Annotated in this window: 7 protein-coding genes; 3 read left to right on the top strand and 4 right to left on the bottom strand. The window is 64.3% G+C overall.

The genetic code is table 11. The features are described 5' to 3' along the window. Positions 1–68 precede the first annotated feature (68 nt). The 3 genes from BM110_RS18975 to BM110_RS18985 form a co-directional block, all read right to left on the bottom strand. Positions 69–836 (bottom strand): N-acetylmuramoyl-L-alanine amidase, encoded by a 768-nt coding sequence (locus tag BM110_RS18975; RefSeq protein WP_093122380.1) that lies wholly within the window; start codon positions 834–836, stop codon positions 69–71. A gap of 124 nt (positions 837–960) precedes the next feature. Then, positions 961–2,283, bottom strand: a complete 1,323-nt coding sequence (locus BM110_RS18980; RefSeq protein WP_093513988.1) for an ATP-binding protein — start codon at positions 2,281–2,283, stop codon at positions 961–963. Next, positions 2,280–2,960, bottom strand: a complete 681-nt coding sequence (locus BM110_RS18985) for a response regulator (RefSeq protein WP_028617287.1) — start codon at positions 2,958–2,960, stop codon at positions 2,280–2,282. The genes BM110_RS18980 and BM110_RS18985 overlap by 4 nt, the downstream gene beginning before the upstream one ends. A gap of 161 nt (positions 2,961–3,121) precedes the next feature. On the opposite strand from BM110_RS18985, the gene dsbD reads away from it, so the two are divergent. From dsbD to dsbG, 3 genes are read left to right on the top strand one after another with little or no spacing between them, the layout of a single operon-like run. Next, the gene (gene dsbD, locus BM110_RS18990) at positions 3,122–4,849 is read left to right on the top strand and encodes a protein-disulfide reductase DsbD (protein WP_093513989.1); all 1,728 of its coding nucleotides are present in this window, start codon (positions 3,122–3,124) and stop codon (positions 4,847–4,849) included. Further along, positions 4,849–5,694 carry a TlpA disulfide reductase family protein gene (locus BM110_RS18995; RefSeq protein WP_093513990.1) on the top strand — a complete coding sequence of 282 codons (846 nt, stop codon included), beginning with the start codon at positions 4,849–4,851 and terminating at the stop codon, positions 5,692–5,694. The genes dsbD and BM110_RS18995 overlap by 1 nt, the downstream gene beginning before the upstream one ends. Then, positions 5,670–6,431 (top strand): thiol:disulfide interchange protein DsbG, encoded by a 762-nt coding sequence (gene dsbG, locus BM110_RS19000; protein WP_093513991.1) that lies wholly within the window; start codon positions 5,670–5,672, stop codon positions 6,429–6,431. The genes BM110_RS18995 and dsbG overlap by 25 nt, the downstream gene beginning before the upstream one ends. Before the next feature lie 109 nt (positions 6,432–6,540). Here dsbG and BM110_RS19005 read toward each other — a convergent pair whose 3' ends face one another. Next, positions 6,541–19,419: a non-ribosomal peptide synthetase gene (locus tag BM110_RS19005; RefSeq protein ID WP_093513992.1), complete on the bottom strand. Its 12,879-nt coding sequence runs from the start codon at positions 19,417–19,419 to the stop codon at positions 6,541–6,543. Positions 19,420–19,432: the final 13 nt, after the last annotated feature.

Consider the following 19,432-nt stretch of genomic DNA (forward strand, 5'->3'; position numbering starts at 1 on the left):
ACTGGTGTCGGGACTGACAGAGCGCAATCGGGGGCAAGCCCCCTCCCACATTGGAATTGCGTTCGGCGTCAAAGACCGCGGTATTTTTCGTTCAGTGCATACAAAATCGCGCAGGTCTCCGCATCCAGGAACCCGCAGTAATCCCGCGCCCGAAAGTGCATCTGAAACGCCCGCGTCCTCTGTTCAAACCCTTGCCGGTTCTTCGCTGGCGCATAGCCATAGCGTTGAAACGCCCGCTCTACCTCGACCTCCGGCGGCAGGCCCAGGCAAAACCGGCGCTGATACATCGCCCGTGCCGCCTCATCAAACCAGGCCCCCACCCCTGCTTCATGCAGACACCGCCACGGCAGGCGCGGCCCCGGATCACTCTTGCGCCCGAACGCCACGTCCGCATGCCCGAGGATGTCGGTGGGCCCGATCTGCGGGTATCGCTCAAGAATGTCGCGAACCAGTGCAATCAACACGTCGGTCTGTTCCGGCGCATAGGCCGGAAAGCTGAACACACCGCCGTCATCCCGCGCCTGGTTGACGATCTCGATGCCAATCGAGCGGCTGTTGAGGTTGTCGCGCCCCGCCCAATGGCTCACCCCGGCGTGCCAGGCGCGCTGGTCTTCCTCCACCAAACGGAAGACACGCAGCTCTTCATAGCCCGCCGCGCGATAGTCGGGCTCATCAGGGTCGGGCAGCAAGTAGTGTGCACTCACCCCATCCTGAGTCAGGGTGCGCAGGGAGGCACCAAAAGGCGCTGCGGTGTAATGCAGGATCACCTGCCGCACGGGCTCGCCGTTGCGTTCGTTGAAGCCTCTGGCAGGGAAACTGGTATCGATGACCAACATGAGAACCGTCCTTTTTCAATACAGGCCGAGTCATTCAGCCCGTTCAAGCGCAAAAAATTACCGCCATCCTGAAGGCTTCAACTTCAGGAGGGCGGTAGCTATTTGGCACTTGAAAGAAAAGTGATCAGCAGCGCAGTGGCATACCCAGGTCAACGCGCAGGCCGTCCGGCCCGCTGTCGAACTTCAACGAGCAGGAACAGCGCTGCACGATCGCTTGCACGATCGCCAGGCCCAGGCCACAGCCTTCGCTGTTACCGTTGCGCCAGAAGCGTTGGGTCAGGTATTGCAGGTCCTCGGGGGCAATCTGCTTGCCGTGGTCACGCACGCGGAACACCACATTATCGGCGGCGGTGAATACGCTGAGCTCCACCCGGGTATCCGTCGGCGTGTGGCGCAACGCGTTGTCCAGCAGGTTACGCAAGGCGGCGACCGCCAGGCCCACCGGCATGTCCACCGGGGTGGCCGACAGGTCGTCCGGCAGGACCAGGTCGATGCGCGAATTGTCACCGGCATTGGCATCCTGGATCGCCAGGCGCGCTACTTCTTCGGCGCTGGAGTGCATGCCATCGTCAAACGACAGGTTACCCTCCACCCGTGCCAGCAACAGCAATTGCTCCAGGGTCCGATGCAGGCGGTCGGCGCCCTCCTCGGCATGGGCCAGGGACTGGTCGCGGGCCGCACCTTCGGTCATGCGCGCCACTTGCAGGTGGGTCTTGATCGCGGTGAGCGGGCTGCGCAGTTCGTGGGCCGCGTCACCGGTGAGGCGGCGCTCGCGCTCGATGGTCTTGGCAATGCGTTGCAACAGCTGGTTCTGGGTCTCCAGCAGTGGCTCGAGTTCGCTGGGCAACGGGTGGATCTGCAACGGTTCAAGGGAATCGGCACTGCGGCGCATCAAGGCGTCACGCATACGGTTGAGCGGCAGCAGGCTCTGGCCGATGCCCAGCCACAACAGGCACAGGCAGCCCAGCATCGCCACGCCCACCGGCACCGACGCCGCCAGCAGGATCGACAGGTTCAGCGCCTCGCGTTCCACTTGCCGGTCGGCCGTGGTGATCAGCAGGTCGCCACGGGACAGGGTGAAACTGCGCCAGCCCACGCCATCGACGACCTGGTCGCGAAACCCGCTCTTGCGCGACTCCAGCCCCTCATCCGGCGTGGTGTGGCTGCGCGCCAGGATTTCCCCGCGCAGGGAACTGACCTGGCAGGCCATGCCGCCGGGCACATTCAATTGTTCAGCGCTGAAATGCGCGCCGCCGCTGACGCTGGCCAGGCCCGGCATCTGTTCGGTCAGCCCCGCCACCATGCGCGCCGACGCGACCAGGCGCTGGTCGAGGGAGAACATCATCTGGTTGCGCAGGTCATTGAGCATCCAGGCCGCCGCCAGGGCCCAGATCAGCACAAAGGCGGCGCCGAGCTTGAACGTCAGGCGCAGGCGCAGGCTTTTCACGATGCGTCCTCGCCCCCATCGGCTGGGCCCAGGCGGTAGCCGAGGCCGCGCACGGTCTCGACAATGCCGTTGCCCAACTTGCGCCGCAGGTGGTGGATATGCACGTTGAGCGCGTTGCTTTCCAGTTCGTCGTTGAAGCCGTAGACGCTGTCCTTGAGCTGTTCGCTGGACAGCACCCGGCCTTTGTTGTGCAGCAGGGCTTGCAACAGCGCCTGCTCGCGACGCGACAGGTCAACCGGCTCGCCGCCCAGGAAGGTTTCGCGGCTGCTGGGGTCGTAGGCCAGGCGGCCATGCTCGATCAGGTTGACACTGCGCCCTGCCACCCGTCGCAGCAGGGTTTGCAGGCGCGCGGCGAGTTCGCGCAGGTCGAAGGGTTTGAGCAGGTAGTCATCGGCGCCGGCTTGCAGGCCGTCGACGCGATTGGTCACCGAGTCCCGCGCGGTGAGGATCAGCACCGGAATCTCCAGGCCCTGGCTGCGCTGTTGCTGCAACAACTTGAGCCCGTCTTCGTCCGGCAGGCCCAGGTCGAGCACCATGATGTCGAACGTCGCCGCCTTGAGCATCGCGCGTGCGGCGCCCGCCGTGGCCACGTGTTCAACGGTGAAACCCTGGGCGGTGAGGCCGGCCACAATGCCGCTGGCGATCAGTTTGTCGTCTTCACAGACCAGTACGTGCATGGTGAACCCTTCATGAAAGATGGGGAGATTAAAGGGGCAGCGGATTAAGCGCAGATTATGCCGCTAATCACCCCACACTCAATCTAGAATAGCCGTGGTTAATCATCGGTTAATCAACGCCACACATTGTGTGCCTACTTGCATCGAACTAAGGCTTGACCATGCGGCATCTGTTTACCTTTCTGCTGGTGTTGTTCGCGGGGCTGGCCCAGGCCGCGCCGGGCAACCCGTTTGAGACCAAACCCGATTTCCTCCCGGTGGGCAAGGCCTTCACCTTTACCTCCGAACGTCTTGAAAGTGGCGAGATGCAGCTGTATTGGCAGATTGCCGACGGTTACTACCTGTACAAGCAGCGCATGAAGTTCGACGGCCTGGCCGAAAAACCCGTGCTGCCCAAAGGCGAGGATCACAGCGATGAGTTCTTCGGCGACCAGGAGGTCTATCGCCAAGGCCTGGAAGTGAAGATTCCCGCCGGCGCCACCGGCCAGGTCAAGCTGGGCTGGCAGGGCTGTGCGGATGCGGGTCTGTGCTACCCGCCGCAGTCGATCACCGTGGACCTGGGTGGCAACCCGGCCGTCGCCGCCACCGCACAAGCCCAGGACCAGAGCCTGGCCAGCGGTTTGCAACAACGCAGCCTGGGTTGGAGCCTGTTGATATTCTTTGGCTTGGGACTGCTGTTGGCCTTTGCACCGTGTTCATTGCCGATGCTGCCGATTCTCGCCGGCCTGGTGGTGGGCAGTGGTGCCAGCCCGCGTCGCGGGTTTGCCCTGGCCAGCAGCTATGTGGTGTGCATGGCGCTGGTGTATGCCGCGCTCGGCGTATTGGCTGCCTTGCTTGGCGCCAACCTCGCCGCGCTCCTGCAAACCCCATGGATCCTCGGCAGCTTCGCTGCGCTGTTCGTGATCCTCGCCTTGCCGATGTTCGGCTTCTTTGAACTGCAATTGCCGGCGTTCCTGCGCGACCGCCTGGACAACGTCAGCCGCCAGCAAAGCGGCGGCAGCCTGGTGGGTGCAGGGATTCTCGGTGCGCTGTCCGGCCTGCTGGTGGGCCCGTGCATGACCGCGCCCCTGGCCGGCGCCCTGCTGTACATCGCCCAGAGCGGCAATGCGCTGCACGGCGGCCTGATCCTGTTCGCCATGGGCATCGGCATCGGCATTCCGCTGTTGCTGCTGGTGACCGTGGGCAACCGCTTCCTGCCCAAGCCAGGCACCTGGATGAACGTGCTCAAGGGCGTCTTCGGCTTCCTGTTCCTCGGCACCGCCGTGCTGATGATTCGCCCGGTGGTCGGCGAAAACCTGTGGATCGGCCTGTGGGGCGTACTCGCGCTGGTCATGGCCTACTGTGGCTGGACCCTGGCCCGCGAATACGGCCTGGCCGCCAAGGTATTTGGCGCGGGCTCTCTGGTACTGGGCTTGTGGGGCGCGGTGCTGGTGGTGGGCGCAGCGGGCGGCAGCGACGACCTGTGGCAACCGTTGAAGGTCTACAGCGGCTCACGAGGCGCCGGCGCGGCATCCGCCCACGACGCCTTCATGACCATCAGCGACCCGGCCGTGCTGCAAAGCCAGCTCGACAGCGCCAAGGCCCAAGGCCAATGGGTGTTGGTCGACTATTACGCCGACTGGTGCGTGTCGTGCAAGATCATGGAAAAACAGGTGTTCGGCAAACCCGAAGTCATGCAGGCGCTCAAAGACGTACGCCTGCTGCGCCTGGACGTCACCGCCGACAACGCCGCCAGCCGCGCGCTGCTCGGTCGCTACAAAGTGCCTGGCCCACCGAGCTTCGTGTGGATCGGCCCGGACGGTGAAGAGCGCCGTGCCCAACGCATCACCGGCGAAGTGGATGCCGCCGCTTTCCTGCAACGCTGGACGCAAACCCGAGATGCACTCTGATGCTGACCCTGACCATCGGCACCTTCGCCATCGCCCTGAATCACATCCTGCTGATCAGTGCGCTGATTCTCGCCACCCTGGTGGGCTGGCGCGTGGCCAAGCGTGGTGGTGAAAACCCGGAATCGGTGCTGTTCAGCCTGTTCCTGCTGGGCATGCTCGCTGCCCGCGTCAGCTTTGTGCTGATGTACTGGAGCGACTACCGCAACGACTGGGTGCAGATGGTCGACCTGCGCGACGGCGGCTTCCTCGCCTGGCCCGGCGTGATCGCCCTGGTCCTTGGTGCACTGGCCTATGGCTGGCGGCGCCCGGCCCTGCGCAAGCCGCTGAGTGCCGGGGTGATCACCGGCCTGGTGTTCTGGGGCATGACCAGCCTGTCCCTGAGCCTGTACGACAAGGGCTCGCAACTGCCGCAGATCACTCTGCGCAATGCCAGTGGCGAGGTGGTGCAACTGGCCGACTACAAGGGCGGCCCGCTGGTGATCAACCTGTGGGCCACCTGGTGCCCACCGTGCCGCCGAGAAATGCCGGTGCTGGAACGCGCCCAACACCAACGGCCTGACGTGACCTTCCTGTTCGTCAACCAGGCCGAAAGCATGCAGAGCGTCAGTACCTTTCTCGCGACCCAAGGCCTGACCCTCGACAACGTGCTGTTCGACGCCAGTGGCCGCCTCGGCCAGGCCGTGGGTTCCATGGCCCTGCCCACCACATTGTTCTATAGCGCCGATGGGCGCCTGCTCAACAGCCACCTCGGCGAATTGTCCCAGGCCAGCCTGGCCCGCGCCATGGAACCCTTCGACACCGCCCCTCAAAGGAAACCGACATGCCAAGCCTCCGCCACCTGCTGACCCTGCTGCCGCTGACGCTCGCGGCCACCCTGGCCCAGGCCGAAGACTGGCCGGCACCGGTCAAACAGATTGAAGCCAAGGGCGCCAAAATCCTCGGCAAATTCGACGCCCCCAGCGGCCTCACCGGCTACGCCGCGCAATACCAGAACCGTGGCATGGCCCTGTACCTGACCGCCGACGGCAAAAGCGTGATCGCCGGCAACCTGTACGACGCCCAAGGCAACGACCTGAGCAGCGCGCCCCTGGAGAAATTGGTGTACGCACCAATGGCCAAGGAAGTCTGGGCCAAGATGGAAAAAAGCAGCTGGATCCAGGATGGCGACGTCAAGGCGCCGCGCGTCGTCTACCTGTTCAGCGACCCCAACTGCCCCTACTGCAACATGTTCTGGGAACAGGCGCGGCCATGGGTGAAGGCCGGCAAAGTGCAACTGCGCCACATCATGGTCGGTATTATCCGCGAAGACAGCCCAGGCAAATCGGCCGCGCTGTTTGCCGCCAAAGACCCCCAGAAAGCGTTGGAAGAACATGAGGCCGCCGGTAAAGGCAGCAAGTTGCAGGCGCTGGCCAAGATTCCGGCGGATATCGAGGCCAAGCTTGATGGGAATATGAAGTTGATGGATGAGCTGGAGCTGTCGGCGACGCCGGCGATTTTCTATCTGGATGACAAAGGGGGGTTGCAGCAGCAACAAGGGGCGCCGTCACCGGAGAAGCTGGTGAAGATTCTTGGGCCGAAATAGGCGGCGCCTTGACTGACGCCATCGGGGGCAAGCCCCCTCCCACATTTGAAATGCATTCCAAGTGTGGAGAGAGGCTTGCCCCCGGTGAGGCCCTGACAGACAAAGAAGATTAAAGCCCCTCCAACTCCGCCATCAAATCACTCAACCGATCCACCTTCTCGGCACTGATCTGATTGGCCGCCAGCCCCTCGATATACTCAGCCAACTCCGCCACCGTGCTGCACTCGAACATCGCCCGCAGCGGCACATCCCGCTGCAAGGTCTTCTGCACCCGCGAGGCAATCTGCGTCGCCAGCAACGAATGCCCGCCCAGTTCGAAGAAGTTGTCCTCTACCCCTACCCGCTCGACTTTCAGTACTTCGGCCCAGATATCAGCCAAGGTGGTTTCCAGTTCGTTGCGCGGCGCCAAGTAGTCCTGGCTGTGCAACTGGCCGATCTCCAGGGCCGGCAGGGCCTTGCGGTCGAGTTTGCCGTTGGCGTTGAGCGGCAGGCGGTCAAGCCACAGCCAGTGCAGCGGCACCATGTATTCCGGCAGTTCGGCGCGCAGGCGTTGCTTGATGCGGTCCAGGCGTTCGCCTGGGTTAAGCACTGCATCCGCCGCCACCAGGTAGCCAACCAGGTGCTTGCCGTTGACGCCCTCCTGCACGCCCACCGCCGCGTCGCGCACTTCCGGCTGTTCGTGCAGGCGCGCTTCGATTTCACCCAGTTCGATGCGATAGCCGCGAATCTTCACTTGATGATCGACACGCCCGACATACTCCAGCACGCCGTCACTGCGACGGCGCGCCAGGTCGCCCGTGCGGTACAGGCGCTCGCCCGGCGCACCGAACGGGTTCGGCACAAACACCGGGGCGGTGCGCAGCGGGTCACTGACGTAACCGCGACCTACGCCGGTGCCGGCGACGCACAACTCACCCACAGCACCCTGGGGCACCAGCTCCAGCGCACCATCCAACAGGTACAAACGGTTGTTGTCGGTCGGTGTACCAATCGGCAGGTAAGTGCCACGGGTCGACGCCAGGTCGACACGGTAGAAGGCCACATCGTCCGAACATTCCGCCGGGCCATAGGCGTTCACCAAACCAATCTCTGGATAACGCAGCAACCACTGGTGCGCCAGCTCCGGTGGCATCGCTTCGCCGGTTGGCAGCATCCAGCGTAGGCCGTCCAACCCTATACGGTCCTGAGCCAGCATGCCCTGGATCAGTGATGGCACGCTTTCCAGCACGGTGATTCCTTGGGTCTGAACGTGTTCCAGCAGACCTTGGGGATCATGCGCGATAGTGTTCGGCACGATATCCACCCGTGCGCCAAACAGCGGCGCGGCAAGGAACTGCCACACGGAAATATCGAAGCTCTGCGACGCGGTCTGCGCGATCACATCCGCGTCACTCAAGGCCAGGTACGGCACCTTGCTCAACTGGTTATTGAGCATGCCGCGCTGCTCCACCATCACGCCCTTGGGCAAGCCGGTGGAGCCCGAGGTGTAGATGACGTAGGCGAGGTTGTCCGGGCCACTGCAGATCCCCGGGTTTTCGCCACGTGCCGGTATCTCTTCCCACACCAACAGTTGGCAGTCGAAGCCGTCCAGCAACTCGATGGCCTGCTCGCGGCACACCTCGGTGCACACCAGCAGCGGCGTGCGGCTCAGGTCGATGATGCTGCGCAGACGCTGGCTCGGCAGGCCGGGGTCCAGCGGCAGGTAGCCAGCACCGGCCTTGAAGCTGCCGATGATCATGCCCAGCAGGTCAAGGTTACGTTCGGCCAGCAACGCCACCGGTTGATCGAGGCCCACGCCGGCTGCAATCAGCGCATGACCCAGGCCGTTACTGCGGCGGTTCAGTTCGTCGTAGGTCCATTGTTGATCAAGGCTACTGGCGGCGATGCGCTGCGGATGTGCGGCCACCTGGGTTTCAAACAACTCGATGTAGCTGCGCTCCAGCGGGTAGTCATGCTCGCTCTGGTTGCAGCCATCCACCAGGAACTCACGCTCCTGCTCGCCAATCAGCGGCAAGTCCGCCATGTCGCCATGGAACCCCTGCACCAGCGCCAGCAGCAGGCGCTTGAACTCACCGAGCATACCTTGCACGGTGGTTTCGTCGAAGTAGCGCTGGTCGTAGGACAGGTGCAAGCCCAGGTCATCGCCCGGATAACACACGGCGGTCAGCGGGAAGTTGGTGTGGGTGCGTCCGGAGTCCGAGGTGGCATTCAGGCTTTGCGCACGGTCCAGCACCGAGACTTCCACCGGGGCGTTTTCGAACACGAACAGGCTGTCGAACAGCGGCTGGCCCTTGGGCAGTTCGCTGAGTTCCTGGATCGTCACCAGCGGCAGGTATTCGTACTCGCGCAGTTGCATATTGCTGTCGAGCAAACCGCTCAGCCACTGGCGCACGCTGCAACGCTGGTCGTCCTCGGGCAGCTTCACCCGCAGCGCGATGCTGTTGATGAACAGGCCAACGGTGCGTTGCATCTCGGGCATCTCTACCGGACGCCCAGCCACGGTGACGCCAAACAGCACGTCACGGTCGCCACTTAAACGGCGCAATACCAGCGCCCACGCTGCCTGGGCGAAGGTATTGACCGTCAGTTGGTGAGCCTGGGCCAGCTCACGCAATTGTGCACCGTCGCGAGCGTCGAGGCGGGTGTAACAGTCGCCCACCACCATGCCACCGTGGCCGGCGTGGTCACGCAGGAACGGCCGGTCACTCGGGATTGGTGTGGTGCGCTCGAAGCCTTGCAGGTTCCGCTGCCACCACTGGCGTGCTTCGCTCAGGTTCTGGCGTTGCAGCCAGGCGATGTAATCGCGATAACGCGGCGGCGTGGCCAGTTGCGGGGCGCGGCCTTCGCCCAGGGCCATGTAGATTTCGAAGAAATCATTCATCAGCAACGAACGGCACCACGCATCGATGAGGATGTGGTGGTTGCTCATCATGAACCAGTAGCGCTCGGCGCCGACGCGGATCAGCCGCAGGTGGAAGGGCGCCTGGTTGAGCAGATCGAAACCGGCCTCGCGCTCCTGCTTGAGCAGTGCTTGCAGGCGCGGTTCCTGTTCGCTTTCCGGGTCGTTGCTCCAGTCCAGGTACTCAATCGGCGTGCTGCCCGGTGTGTGGATCACTTGCAGCATGTCTTCGCCGATGTTCCAGCAGAACGACGCACGCAGGGCTTCGTGGCGAGCGATCACCGCCTGCCAGGCCTGGGCGAAACGCTCGGGGTCGAGGGCGCTGTTGATGCGGTAGCGGTCCTGCATGTAGTAGAGGCCGGTGCCCGGCTCCAGCAGGGTATGCAGCAACAGGCCTTCTTGCATCGGCGTCAGCGGGTAGACGTCTTCGATGACGCTGGCGGGCACCGGCAAGCTGTCGAGCTGCGCCTGGGTCAGGTGCGCCAGCGGGAAGTCGGACGGCGTGAGGCCACCGGCGTCGTCCTGCAGGCAATGCGCGACCAGGCTTTGCAGCTCAGCGAGATAGGCATCTGCCAGTTCACGGATGCTCTGTTGATCATGGCGTTCGCGGCTGAAGGTCCAGCGCAGCACCAGTTCACCGCCGTACACCTGGCTGTCGATGCTCAACTCGTTGGCCAGCGGCGCGTCCGGGTCATGGGCCAGGCCGGCGGACTCGTCCAGCGGGTGGAACAGCGCATCGGCGCCGAAGCTCTGGTCGAACTGCCCCAGGTAGTTGAAGGTGATCTGCGCGCTGGGCAAGGCAGCCATGCTGTGTTTGCACAGATCATCGGCCAGGTAGCGCAACACGCCATAACCCAGGCCCTTATGCGGCACGCCGCGCAGTTGTTCCTTGATCGCCTTGATCGAATCGCCCTGCCCGGCGTGCGGGGTCAGGCGCAGCGGGTAGGCACTGGTGAACCAGCCGACGCTGCGGGTCAGGTCGATATCATCGAACAGGGTTTCACGGCCGTGGCCTTCCAGTTGGATCAGTGCCGAAGCATGACCAGTCCAACGACACAGCACACGGGCCAGGGCGGTCAGCAACAGGTCGTTGACCTGGGTGCGGTAGGCACTTGGCGCCTGTTGCAGCAACTGACGGGTGTGTTCGGCATCCAGGCGCACGCTGACGGTGTCGGCATCGCGATTGCGCCGTGAACCGTGCGGGCGAGACACCGGCAACCCCACTTCCGGTCCGGCCAATCGGGCCTGCCAGAGGCTCAATTCTTCGCGCAGGGATTCGTTGCCGGCATACGCCTGCAAACGCGCAGACCAGTCACGCAGCGCGCTGGTCTTGGCCGGCAGGCTGACGGAGCGGCCGTCGCTCAGTTGGCGGTAGACCGTTTGCAGGTCTTCGAGCAGGATGCGCCAGGACACGCCATCCACCACCAGGTGATGGATCGCGATCAGCAGGCGTTGTTGCCCTTGGGGGCCGTCCACCAGCAAGGCGCGCAGCAGCGGGCCGTGTTGCAGGTCGAGGCTGCGCTGGGTGTCGGTGAACAGCGCGGTGCACTGCGCCATATCACGCACTTGCGCCTGCATCAGCACGCCACCTTCCGGCACGGCCAGATGCTCGGCGTGCCACTGTGCATCGCGCTGGGAAAAGCTCAGTCGCAGCGCATCGTGGTGTTCCAGCACCGCCAGCAGTGCTTGCTCCAGGCGATGAGGGTCCAGCAGTTGCAAGGGTTTGAGGACCAGCGCCTGGTTCCAGTGTTGACGGTTCGGGATCTCGGTGTCGAAGAACCAGTGCTGGATCGGGGTAAGGCCCGAGCGGCCGGTGAGCACGCCTTGCTCGGCGCAGATGAGCTCGGAGCGCGTGGCCACGGCGGCCAGGGTTTGCACGGTCTGGTGCTGGAACAGGTCGCGAGGGCTGAAATGAATCCCGGCCTGCCGCGCACGGCTGACCACCTGGATCGACAGGATCGAATCACCGCCCAGTTCAAAGAAGTTATCGTCCAGGCCGACTTGCTGCACATTCAGCACGGCGCACCAGATCGCTGCCAACGTCTGTTCAAGCTCGTTGCGTGGCGCAACATAGGTCTGGCGATTCGCCTCGGGATCCGGCTGCGGTAACGCACGACGGTCGAGTTTGCCGTTGGCGGTCAACGGCATGCTGTCGAGCACGATCAGGTGCGCGGGCACCATGTAGTCCGGCAGTTGCGCCTTGAGGTGCGCCTTGAGCGCATCGCGCAATGCGTGATGCTCGACATCGCTGACCAGGTAAGCCACCAGCTGTTTGCCACTCGGCGAATCCAGCGCCAGCACCACTGCTTCACGCACGGACTCGTGCTCCAGCAGGCGGGTTTCGATTTCGCCCAATTCGATACGGAAACCGCGAACCTTCACCTGGTGGTCGATCCGCCCCAGGTACTCCACCAGGCCATCGGCGCGTTGGCGAACCAGGTCGCCGGTGCGGTAAAGGCGCCCGCCGTTAAGCGCAAAGGGATCGGCCACGAACCGTTCGGCGGTCATGCCCGGACGCTCGTGATAACCCCGCGCCAGGCCCGCACCACCGACATACAACTCGCCGGTCGCCCCTTGCGGCACCAGGGCCAGGTCGGCATCGAGAATGTACGCCACACGGTCGCCGATGATGCTGCCGATCGGCACGCTGGCGGCGCCCTCCTCCAACTGCTCCGGTGCAAGGCTGGCCAGCGGCATCACCACGGTTTCAGTCGGGCCATAGGCGTTGAAGAACACCTGCGGCTGGAACGCCGCGCGAATGCGCTGCAAGTGTTCGCCGGTCAGGGCTTCGCCGCCGGTGATGCACATGCGCACCGGCAAGGTCTGCTGCTGAGTCGCCAACCACTGCGCCAACTGGCTGCCGTAGCTCGGGGTGAAGCCCAGGATGTTGATGCCATGGGTGCGGATCAATCCGCAGATTTCCTCGGCATCCCACTGGCCCTGGGCACGCAACACCACCTGCGCACCGCTGAGCAACGGCACCAGCAGGCGCTCAGTGGCGGCGTCAAAGTTGATCGAATAGAAGTGCAGCTCGCAATCGTCCGGGCGCATGCCAAACCGCTCGATCACCGCCGCGCAATGCATGGCAATTTCACCGTGGGCCACCACCACGCCCTTGGGCTTGCCGGTGGAGCCGGAGGTGTAGATCAAGTACGCCTGGTGTTGCGGCAGGCTGATAAACGGCAGCTCATCGGTCGGGTAGTTGGCGAGTACCGGCAAATCATCTTCCAGGCACCAGCACGCCACGCTCGCCGGCAATTCGCCAAGGGCTTCGAACATCGCCGCATCGCTGAGCAGCAGGCCGATGCCGCTGTCTTCGATCATGTAGTGCAGGCGGTCCAGCGGGTATTCCGGGTCCAGCGGCACGTAGGCGCCGCCGGCCTTGAGGATCGCCAGCAGGCCGATGACCATTTCCAGCGAACGCGGCAACGCCAGGCCGACCCGCACCTGCGGGCCGACGCCACGCTCGCGCAGCATCCAGGCCAGGCGATTGGCGCGGGCGTCCAGTTCGCGGTAGCTGAGGGTAACGCCGGCGAAGGTCAGCGCGGGCGCATCGCCACGGGCTTTCGCCTGCTGGCTGAACAGCGTGTGAATGCACTGATCAAGGCGATGTTCACCGGCTTCGACGCCCAGGCTGTCCTGTAGCGCGCGCTGTTCCGTAGCACTGAGCAACGGCAATTCGCTCAGACGCTGCTCGGGATTGGCGATCAACGCTTCCAACAGGTTGCGCCAATGCTCGGCCATGCGGGCGATGCGTGGCTCATCAAACAAATCGGTGCTGTAGGTCAGGCAGCAACCCAGGCGATGGTCGAGGTCGGTGACTTCCAGGTTGAGGTCGAACTTGGTCGCGCGGGCATCGTTGGCCAGGTACTCGACGGTCATGCCAGCCAGTTGGCGGCTCTGCTGGAATTCCCAGCGCTGCACGTTGCACATCACCTGGAACAGCGGGTTGTAGGCCGCGCTGCGCGGCGGTTGCAGGGCTTCCACCAAGTGGTCGAAGGGCAAGTCCTGATGGGACTGGCCTTCGATCACGGTGTGGCGCACCTGTTCGAACAGCTCAGCCACGTTCATCTGCCCGTTGAGCTGGCAACGCAGCACCTGGGTATTGAGGAACGCGCCGATCAGCCCTTCGCTTTCCGGGCGAATACGGTTGGCCACGGGCGCACCGATGCGCAGGTCGGTCTGGCCGCTGTAGCGGTAGAGCAACACGGCCAGGGTGGCGGTCATGGTCATGAACAGGGTCAGGCCGTGTTCGGCGTTGAAGGCACGCACGCGGGCGGCGAGGTCATCGCTCAAATCGAAGCGGTACAACTCGCCCCGATGGCTTTGCACCGGTGGGCGTGGGCGGTCGCCAGGCAGTTCGAGCAGCGGATGTTCGGTGCCCAGTTGCCGAGTCCAGTAATCCAACTGGCGCTGACGTTCACCCGCTTCCATCCACTGGCGCTGCCACACGCTGTAGTCCAGGTATTGCACCGGCAACGGCGCCAGTGGCGACAGGCGTTCGTCGAGAAAGGCTTCGTACAACGCGCTGAGTTCACGGGCAAAGATGTCCATGGCCCAGCCTTCGGTGACGATATGGTGCAGGGTCAGCACCAGGTAATGCTCACGCTCGGCGGCCTTGACCAGGCAGGCGCGCAGCAACGGCCCGGTTTCCAGGTTGAACGGCGTATGCGCCTCGTGATCGGCCAGTTGCTGCAAGCGTTGCTGGCGTTCGGGTTCGGCCAGCGCGGAGAAGTCCTGCCAGTCCATGCGCAAGCCGGTCTGTGCCGAGACCTTCTGACAGGCCACACCGTCGACGCTCGGGAAGGTGGTGCGCAGGGTTTCGTGACGCATGATCAGCGCTTGCAACGCCGCCTCGAAACGCCCGACATCCAGCACGCCACGCAGGCGCGCCATGCCACCGACGTTGTAGGCCGGGCTGTCCGGTTCCATCTGCCAGAGGAACCACATGCGCTGCTGGGAATAGGACAACGGCACCGGCCGGCTACGGTCGACCTTGGCGATGGCGGTTTGTTGGTTGCGTTGGCCCGAGGCCTGGATCAGCCCGATCTGTTCGGCGAAAGCGCCCAACTCGCTGGCTTCGAACAAGGTGCGCAACGGCAGCTCGACATCACAGGCCTGGCGGGTGCGGGAGATGATTTGCGTAGCCAGCAGGGAGTGACCGCCCAGGGCGAAGAAGTCATCATGCAGGCCGATTGTCGGCAGCCCGAGGACCTCGCGCCAGATTGCAGCGATCTGCTGTTGCAACGGCGTTTCGGGTTCGACGTGCTCACGGGTTTGCCACACCGGCTCCGGCAATGCGCGGCGGTCCAACTTGCCACTGGGGCTCAACGGCATGGCGTCCAGGCGCATCAACAGCGCGGGCACCATGTACTCCGGCAGTTCGGCGGCCAGGGCGGTCCTGACCTGCTGTTCGTCCAGTTCGGCATGGGCGGTGTAGTAACCGAGCAACTGGGCGTCACGCACCAGCACCACGGCCTGGGCGATGCCTTCCAGGGCGAGCAGGCGCGCTTCGATTTCCTCCGGTTCCACGCGGAAGCCGCGCAGCTTGACCTGCTGATCGAGACGGCCAAAGTACTCGAGCACACCGTCGGCGTTCCACCGGGCACGGTCGCCGGTGCGATACAGGCGTGTGCCTTGGTGGTCGGCAACAAAGCGTTCAGCGGTCAACCCAGGGCGACCGAGGTAACCCCGCGCCAGGCCAATCCCGCCGATGCACAGCTCACCCGGCACGCCCAGCGGCACCGGGTTGAGCTGCTCGTCCAGCACGCGGCAGATCACATTGCCCAGCGGACGGCCAATCGGCGAGCGCTCGCCATCCTCGGCGCGGCAGTGCCAGTGGGTCACGTTGATCGCGGTTTCGGTCGGGCCATAGCGGTTGTGCAATTGCACCGCCGGCAACTGCGCCAGCACGCGATTACGCAGCTCGGCAGGCAAGGCTTCGCCACCGGAGAACAGGCGGCGCAGGCTGGTGCATTCGGCCACCTGCGGCTCATCGATAAACAGCTGCAACAGCGGCGGCACAAAGTGCAGCGTGGTCACGCCATGCTCCTGCACCAACTGCGCGATGCGATGCGGATCGCGATGCTCACCGGGGCCGGCCAGCACCAGGCGGCAGCCGCTGATCAGCGGCCAGAAGCATTCCCACACTGACACGTCGAAACTGATCGGCGCCTTTTGCATCAGTACATCGGTGGCGTCGAGTTGATAAGTGGCCTGCATCCACTGCAAGCGCTCGGCGAGCGCCGCATGGGTATTGCCCACACCCTTGGGCTGACCGGTGGAACCGGAGGTGTAGATCACGTAGGCGAGGTTATCGCCGTGCAGGTGCAGGCCGGGCGGCTGGGTGGGCCAGCTGTCGAGGTGCAGGCTGTCCATCGCAATCACGCACACGCCGTCAGCGCTCGGCACCCGCTCCAGCAATGCAGTCTGGGTCAGCAGCAGGTGGACGCCGCTGTCCTTGAGCATGTAGGCCAGGCGTTCGGCGGGGTAGTCCGGGTCCAGGGGGACGTAGGCGCCACCGGCCTTGATGATCGCCAGCAGGCCGATCAGCAGTTGCGGCGAACGCTCGGCGGCGATGGCCACGCACACGTCCGGACCCACGCCTTTATCGCGCAGGTAGTGGGCCAGGCGGTTGGCCTGGGTGTGCAATTGGGCGAAGGTCAGGCTGCCGCCGTCCCAGACCAGCGCGGTGCTGTCCGAGGTCTGCTGGTTGAGCAGATCGGGCAGCCACTGTTGGGCGGGCGCGCAAGGGGCTTCGCTGTATGGCGCCTGTTCGTCGTGCTGCATCAGCATGAGGTCGCCGATGGCTTGCCGGGGCTGTTCGCAGACGGCATGCAGCAGGTTGATGTAGTGCTCGGCCAGGCGCTGGATGGTCGCGTTTTCGAACAGTTCATCGGCGTAGTCGAACGACAGGCTCAGGCGTCCGTTGCGGTCTTCTTCGGTGTGCAATTGCAGGTCGAACTTGGCTTCGCGGCTATGCCACGGCAGCTCGTCGGCGAGTATGCCCGGCAGGCGACGCAAGGCGCTGAGGTCGCGTTGCTGGTGGTTGAACATGACTTGGAACAGGCCCTGTTCGCGGGCTTGCGGGAAAGCTTCCAACAGTTGCTCGAAGGGCAGGTCCTGATGGGCTTGGGCGCCCAATGCCGTTTGGCGTGTCGCGGCCAATAGCTCGTTGAACGGCAGGCGCCCATCTAGCTCGGCACGCAACACGAGGGTGTTGATGAAGAAGCCGACCAGGCCTTGGGTTTCCTGGCGCGGGCGGTTGGCGTTGGGCACGCCGATGCGGATATCGCGCTGGCCGCTGTAGCGATGCAGCAGGCTTTGGAATGCCGCCAACAGCAGCATGAATGGGGTGGACTCGTTGGCCTGGGCGGCGTGGCGAATCGCTTTGCTGAGGCTGGCGCCAAGCCGCACGGTGTGGCGTGAGGCACTGTGACAGTGGTGTACCGAGCGCGGGTGGTCGGTCGCCAGGCTGAGGGTGGGATGCTCTTCACCCAACTGCGCTTTCCAGTACGCCAGTTGGCGCTGGCCTTCACCTTCGGTCAGCCATTGGCGCTGCCAACTGCCGTAGTCGGCGTATTGCAGGACCAGGGGCGGCAGTTCCAGGGTCTGGCCTTGGGCTGCGGCGGCGTAGAGGCGCGAGAATTCGTCGATCAAAATGTTGAGCGACCAGCCGTCGGCGATGATGTGGTGCAGCGTCACCAGCAGTTGGTGATCTTCATCGTCGAGGCGCACCAGGGTCACCCACAGCAGCGGGCCTTTTTCCAGGTCGAACTGGGTGCGCGCTTCGTCTTCGCGGATCTGTTGCGCACGGGCTTCGCGCTCGGCAACGGGCAGGTCGCTGAGGTCGATGACTTGCAGTTCGACATCCGCTTTGGCGTCGACACGCTGGAAAGCCTGGCCGTCGCGCTCATAGAAGCGCGTACGCAGGGCTTCGTGGCGCTGGATCAATTGCTGGAAGCTGGCGCGCACCGCGTCTTCGTCCAACTCGCCGCGCAGGCGCAGGGCACCGGGGATGGTGTAGGCGCTGCTGTGCGGGTCCAGTTGCCAAGTGATCCACAGGCGGTTCTGTGCCAGGGATTGGGGCAGTTCCTCCTGACGGGACAGCTTGTGGATTACACCTTGGGCGACGCCGCCATCCTGCTGCAATTGCGCGACAGTCGCGGCAAAGCCTTGCAGGGTCGGCGCTTCGAACAGCAGGCGCAGGCTCAACTCCAGGCCGAGGGTTTCACGCAGGCGCGCGACCACTTGGGTGGCAGTGATGGAGTTGCCGCCGAGCAGGAAGAAGTGGTCATCGGCCGCAACGGTCGCGACCTGCAACTGTTCGCACCAGATCGCGGCGATCTGGTTTTGCAGGTCGGACTCCAGCGCTCCGGTGCTCACCTGCGCTTGCAGATCGGGGAACTGCGCATAGCTGTCGAGGCTGCCGTCCCTGTGACGAAGCGCACACGCCGCGCGTTGCACCTTGCCGCTGGAAGTCTTCGGCAAGGCACCGGGATTGAGTAACACCACCACGCTCGGCGCCTCTTGATAGGCCTCGGCGACGGCCTGGCGGATCGCCTTGATCAGCGCATCGGGCGGCAGGATCTTCTGCACGCTGCGGCTGATTTCGGCGGCAATGCCGATGCCTTCCAGGCCCTGATCATTCACCGCGAACGCGGCGACCCGGCCTTTGCGTACCACTTCCACTTCGCGCTCGACGGTCTGCTCGATGTCCTGCGGGTACAGGTTGTGGCCGCGCACGATCAGCAGGTCCTTGAGGCGGCCGGTGATGTACACCTCGCCGTCACGGATAAAACCCAGGTCGCCGGTGCGCAGCCAGGTACGGCCGGCATGTTGCACGAAGGTCTTGGCGGTGGCCTCGGGGTTGCGCCAGTAGCCGTGGGCGATACTCGGCCCGCTGGCCCAGAGTTCGCCGACGTGGTTATCGGGCAGTTCGGTGAGGCTGTGCGGATCGGCGATCAGCACCGCGTGTTCGGGTTGGCTGATGCCGCAACTCATGATCGCACTGCCCTGCCCTGGCTCGGCACGGTTGGCGGCCAGGGCCTGTTCGTCGACGCGCAGCGCGGGAATGCCATGGCCACGGCTACCGCCGGCGACGAACAGGGTCGCCTCGGCCAGGCCGTAGGAGGCGAAGAAATTGTTCGGGGTGAAACCACAGGTGGCGAACTTTTCGGCGAAGCGTTCCAGCGTGTCGAGGCGGATCGGTTCGGACCCGGAATAGGCCACGCGCCATTTGCTCAGGTCCAGGCGGTCCAGGGCCGATTCACTGACCCGCTCACTGCACAGGCGATAGGCGAAATCCGGCCCGCCACTGATGGTTCCGCCGTATTCGCTGATCGCTTCCAGCCAGCGTAACGGCCGGCCGAGAAAGTAGGCCGGCGACATCAGCACGCACGGTACGCCACTGAAGATCGGTTGCAACAGGCCGCCGATCAGGCCCATGTCGTGGTACAGCGGCAGCCAGCTGACGATCACGTCGTCGGGGTTGAGGTCGATGCCGAAACCGCGCCGGATCAGCACTTCGTTGGCCACCAGGTTGCCGTGGCTGACTTGCACGCCCTTGGGCAGCGCAGTGGAGCCGGAGGTGTATTGAAGGAAGGCGATATCGTCCGGGTGCAGGTCAGGGCCGACCCAATTGCCGACACCTTCCAGGCTATCGACGCTTAATACCGGCGGTGCATTTTCGATCTGCGCCAGGCCATCGGCGAGACTGGCGATGGTCAGCAACAGGCGCGGCTCGGCATCGCCGATGATCGACAGCAGACGCTCTTGATGATGGCGCCGGGTGGACTCCGGCGGATAAGCCGGCACCGCGATCACCCCCGCGTACAGGCAACCAAAGAACGCCGCGACGTAGTCCGGGCCGCTGGGGAACAACAGCACCGCACGATCGCCCAGCTCGGCATTGGCCTGCAAGGCAGCGGCGATGGTGCGGGCGCGCTGGTCGAGGTCGCGATAACTGAGCACAACGCTGTGCTCGGCGGATTCGGCGAGGAAGCGCAAGGCGACCTGGTCCGGGGTCTGCGCGGCGCGACGTTGAAGGGACTGGACCAGGGTGCGGGGAAGTTCGAAGGCGTCCATCATGGGGTTCCTGCCT

Source organism: Pseudomonas sp. NFPP28 (genome assembly GCF_900115535.1).
In the GTDB taxonomy this organism is placed as follows: domain Bacteria; phylum Pseudomonadota; class Gammaproteobacteria; order Pseudomonadales; family Pseudomonadaceae; genus Aquipseudomonas; species Aquipseudomonas extremorientalis.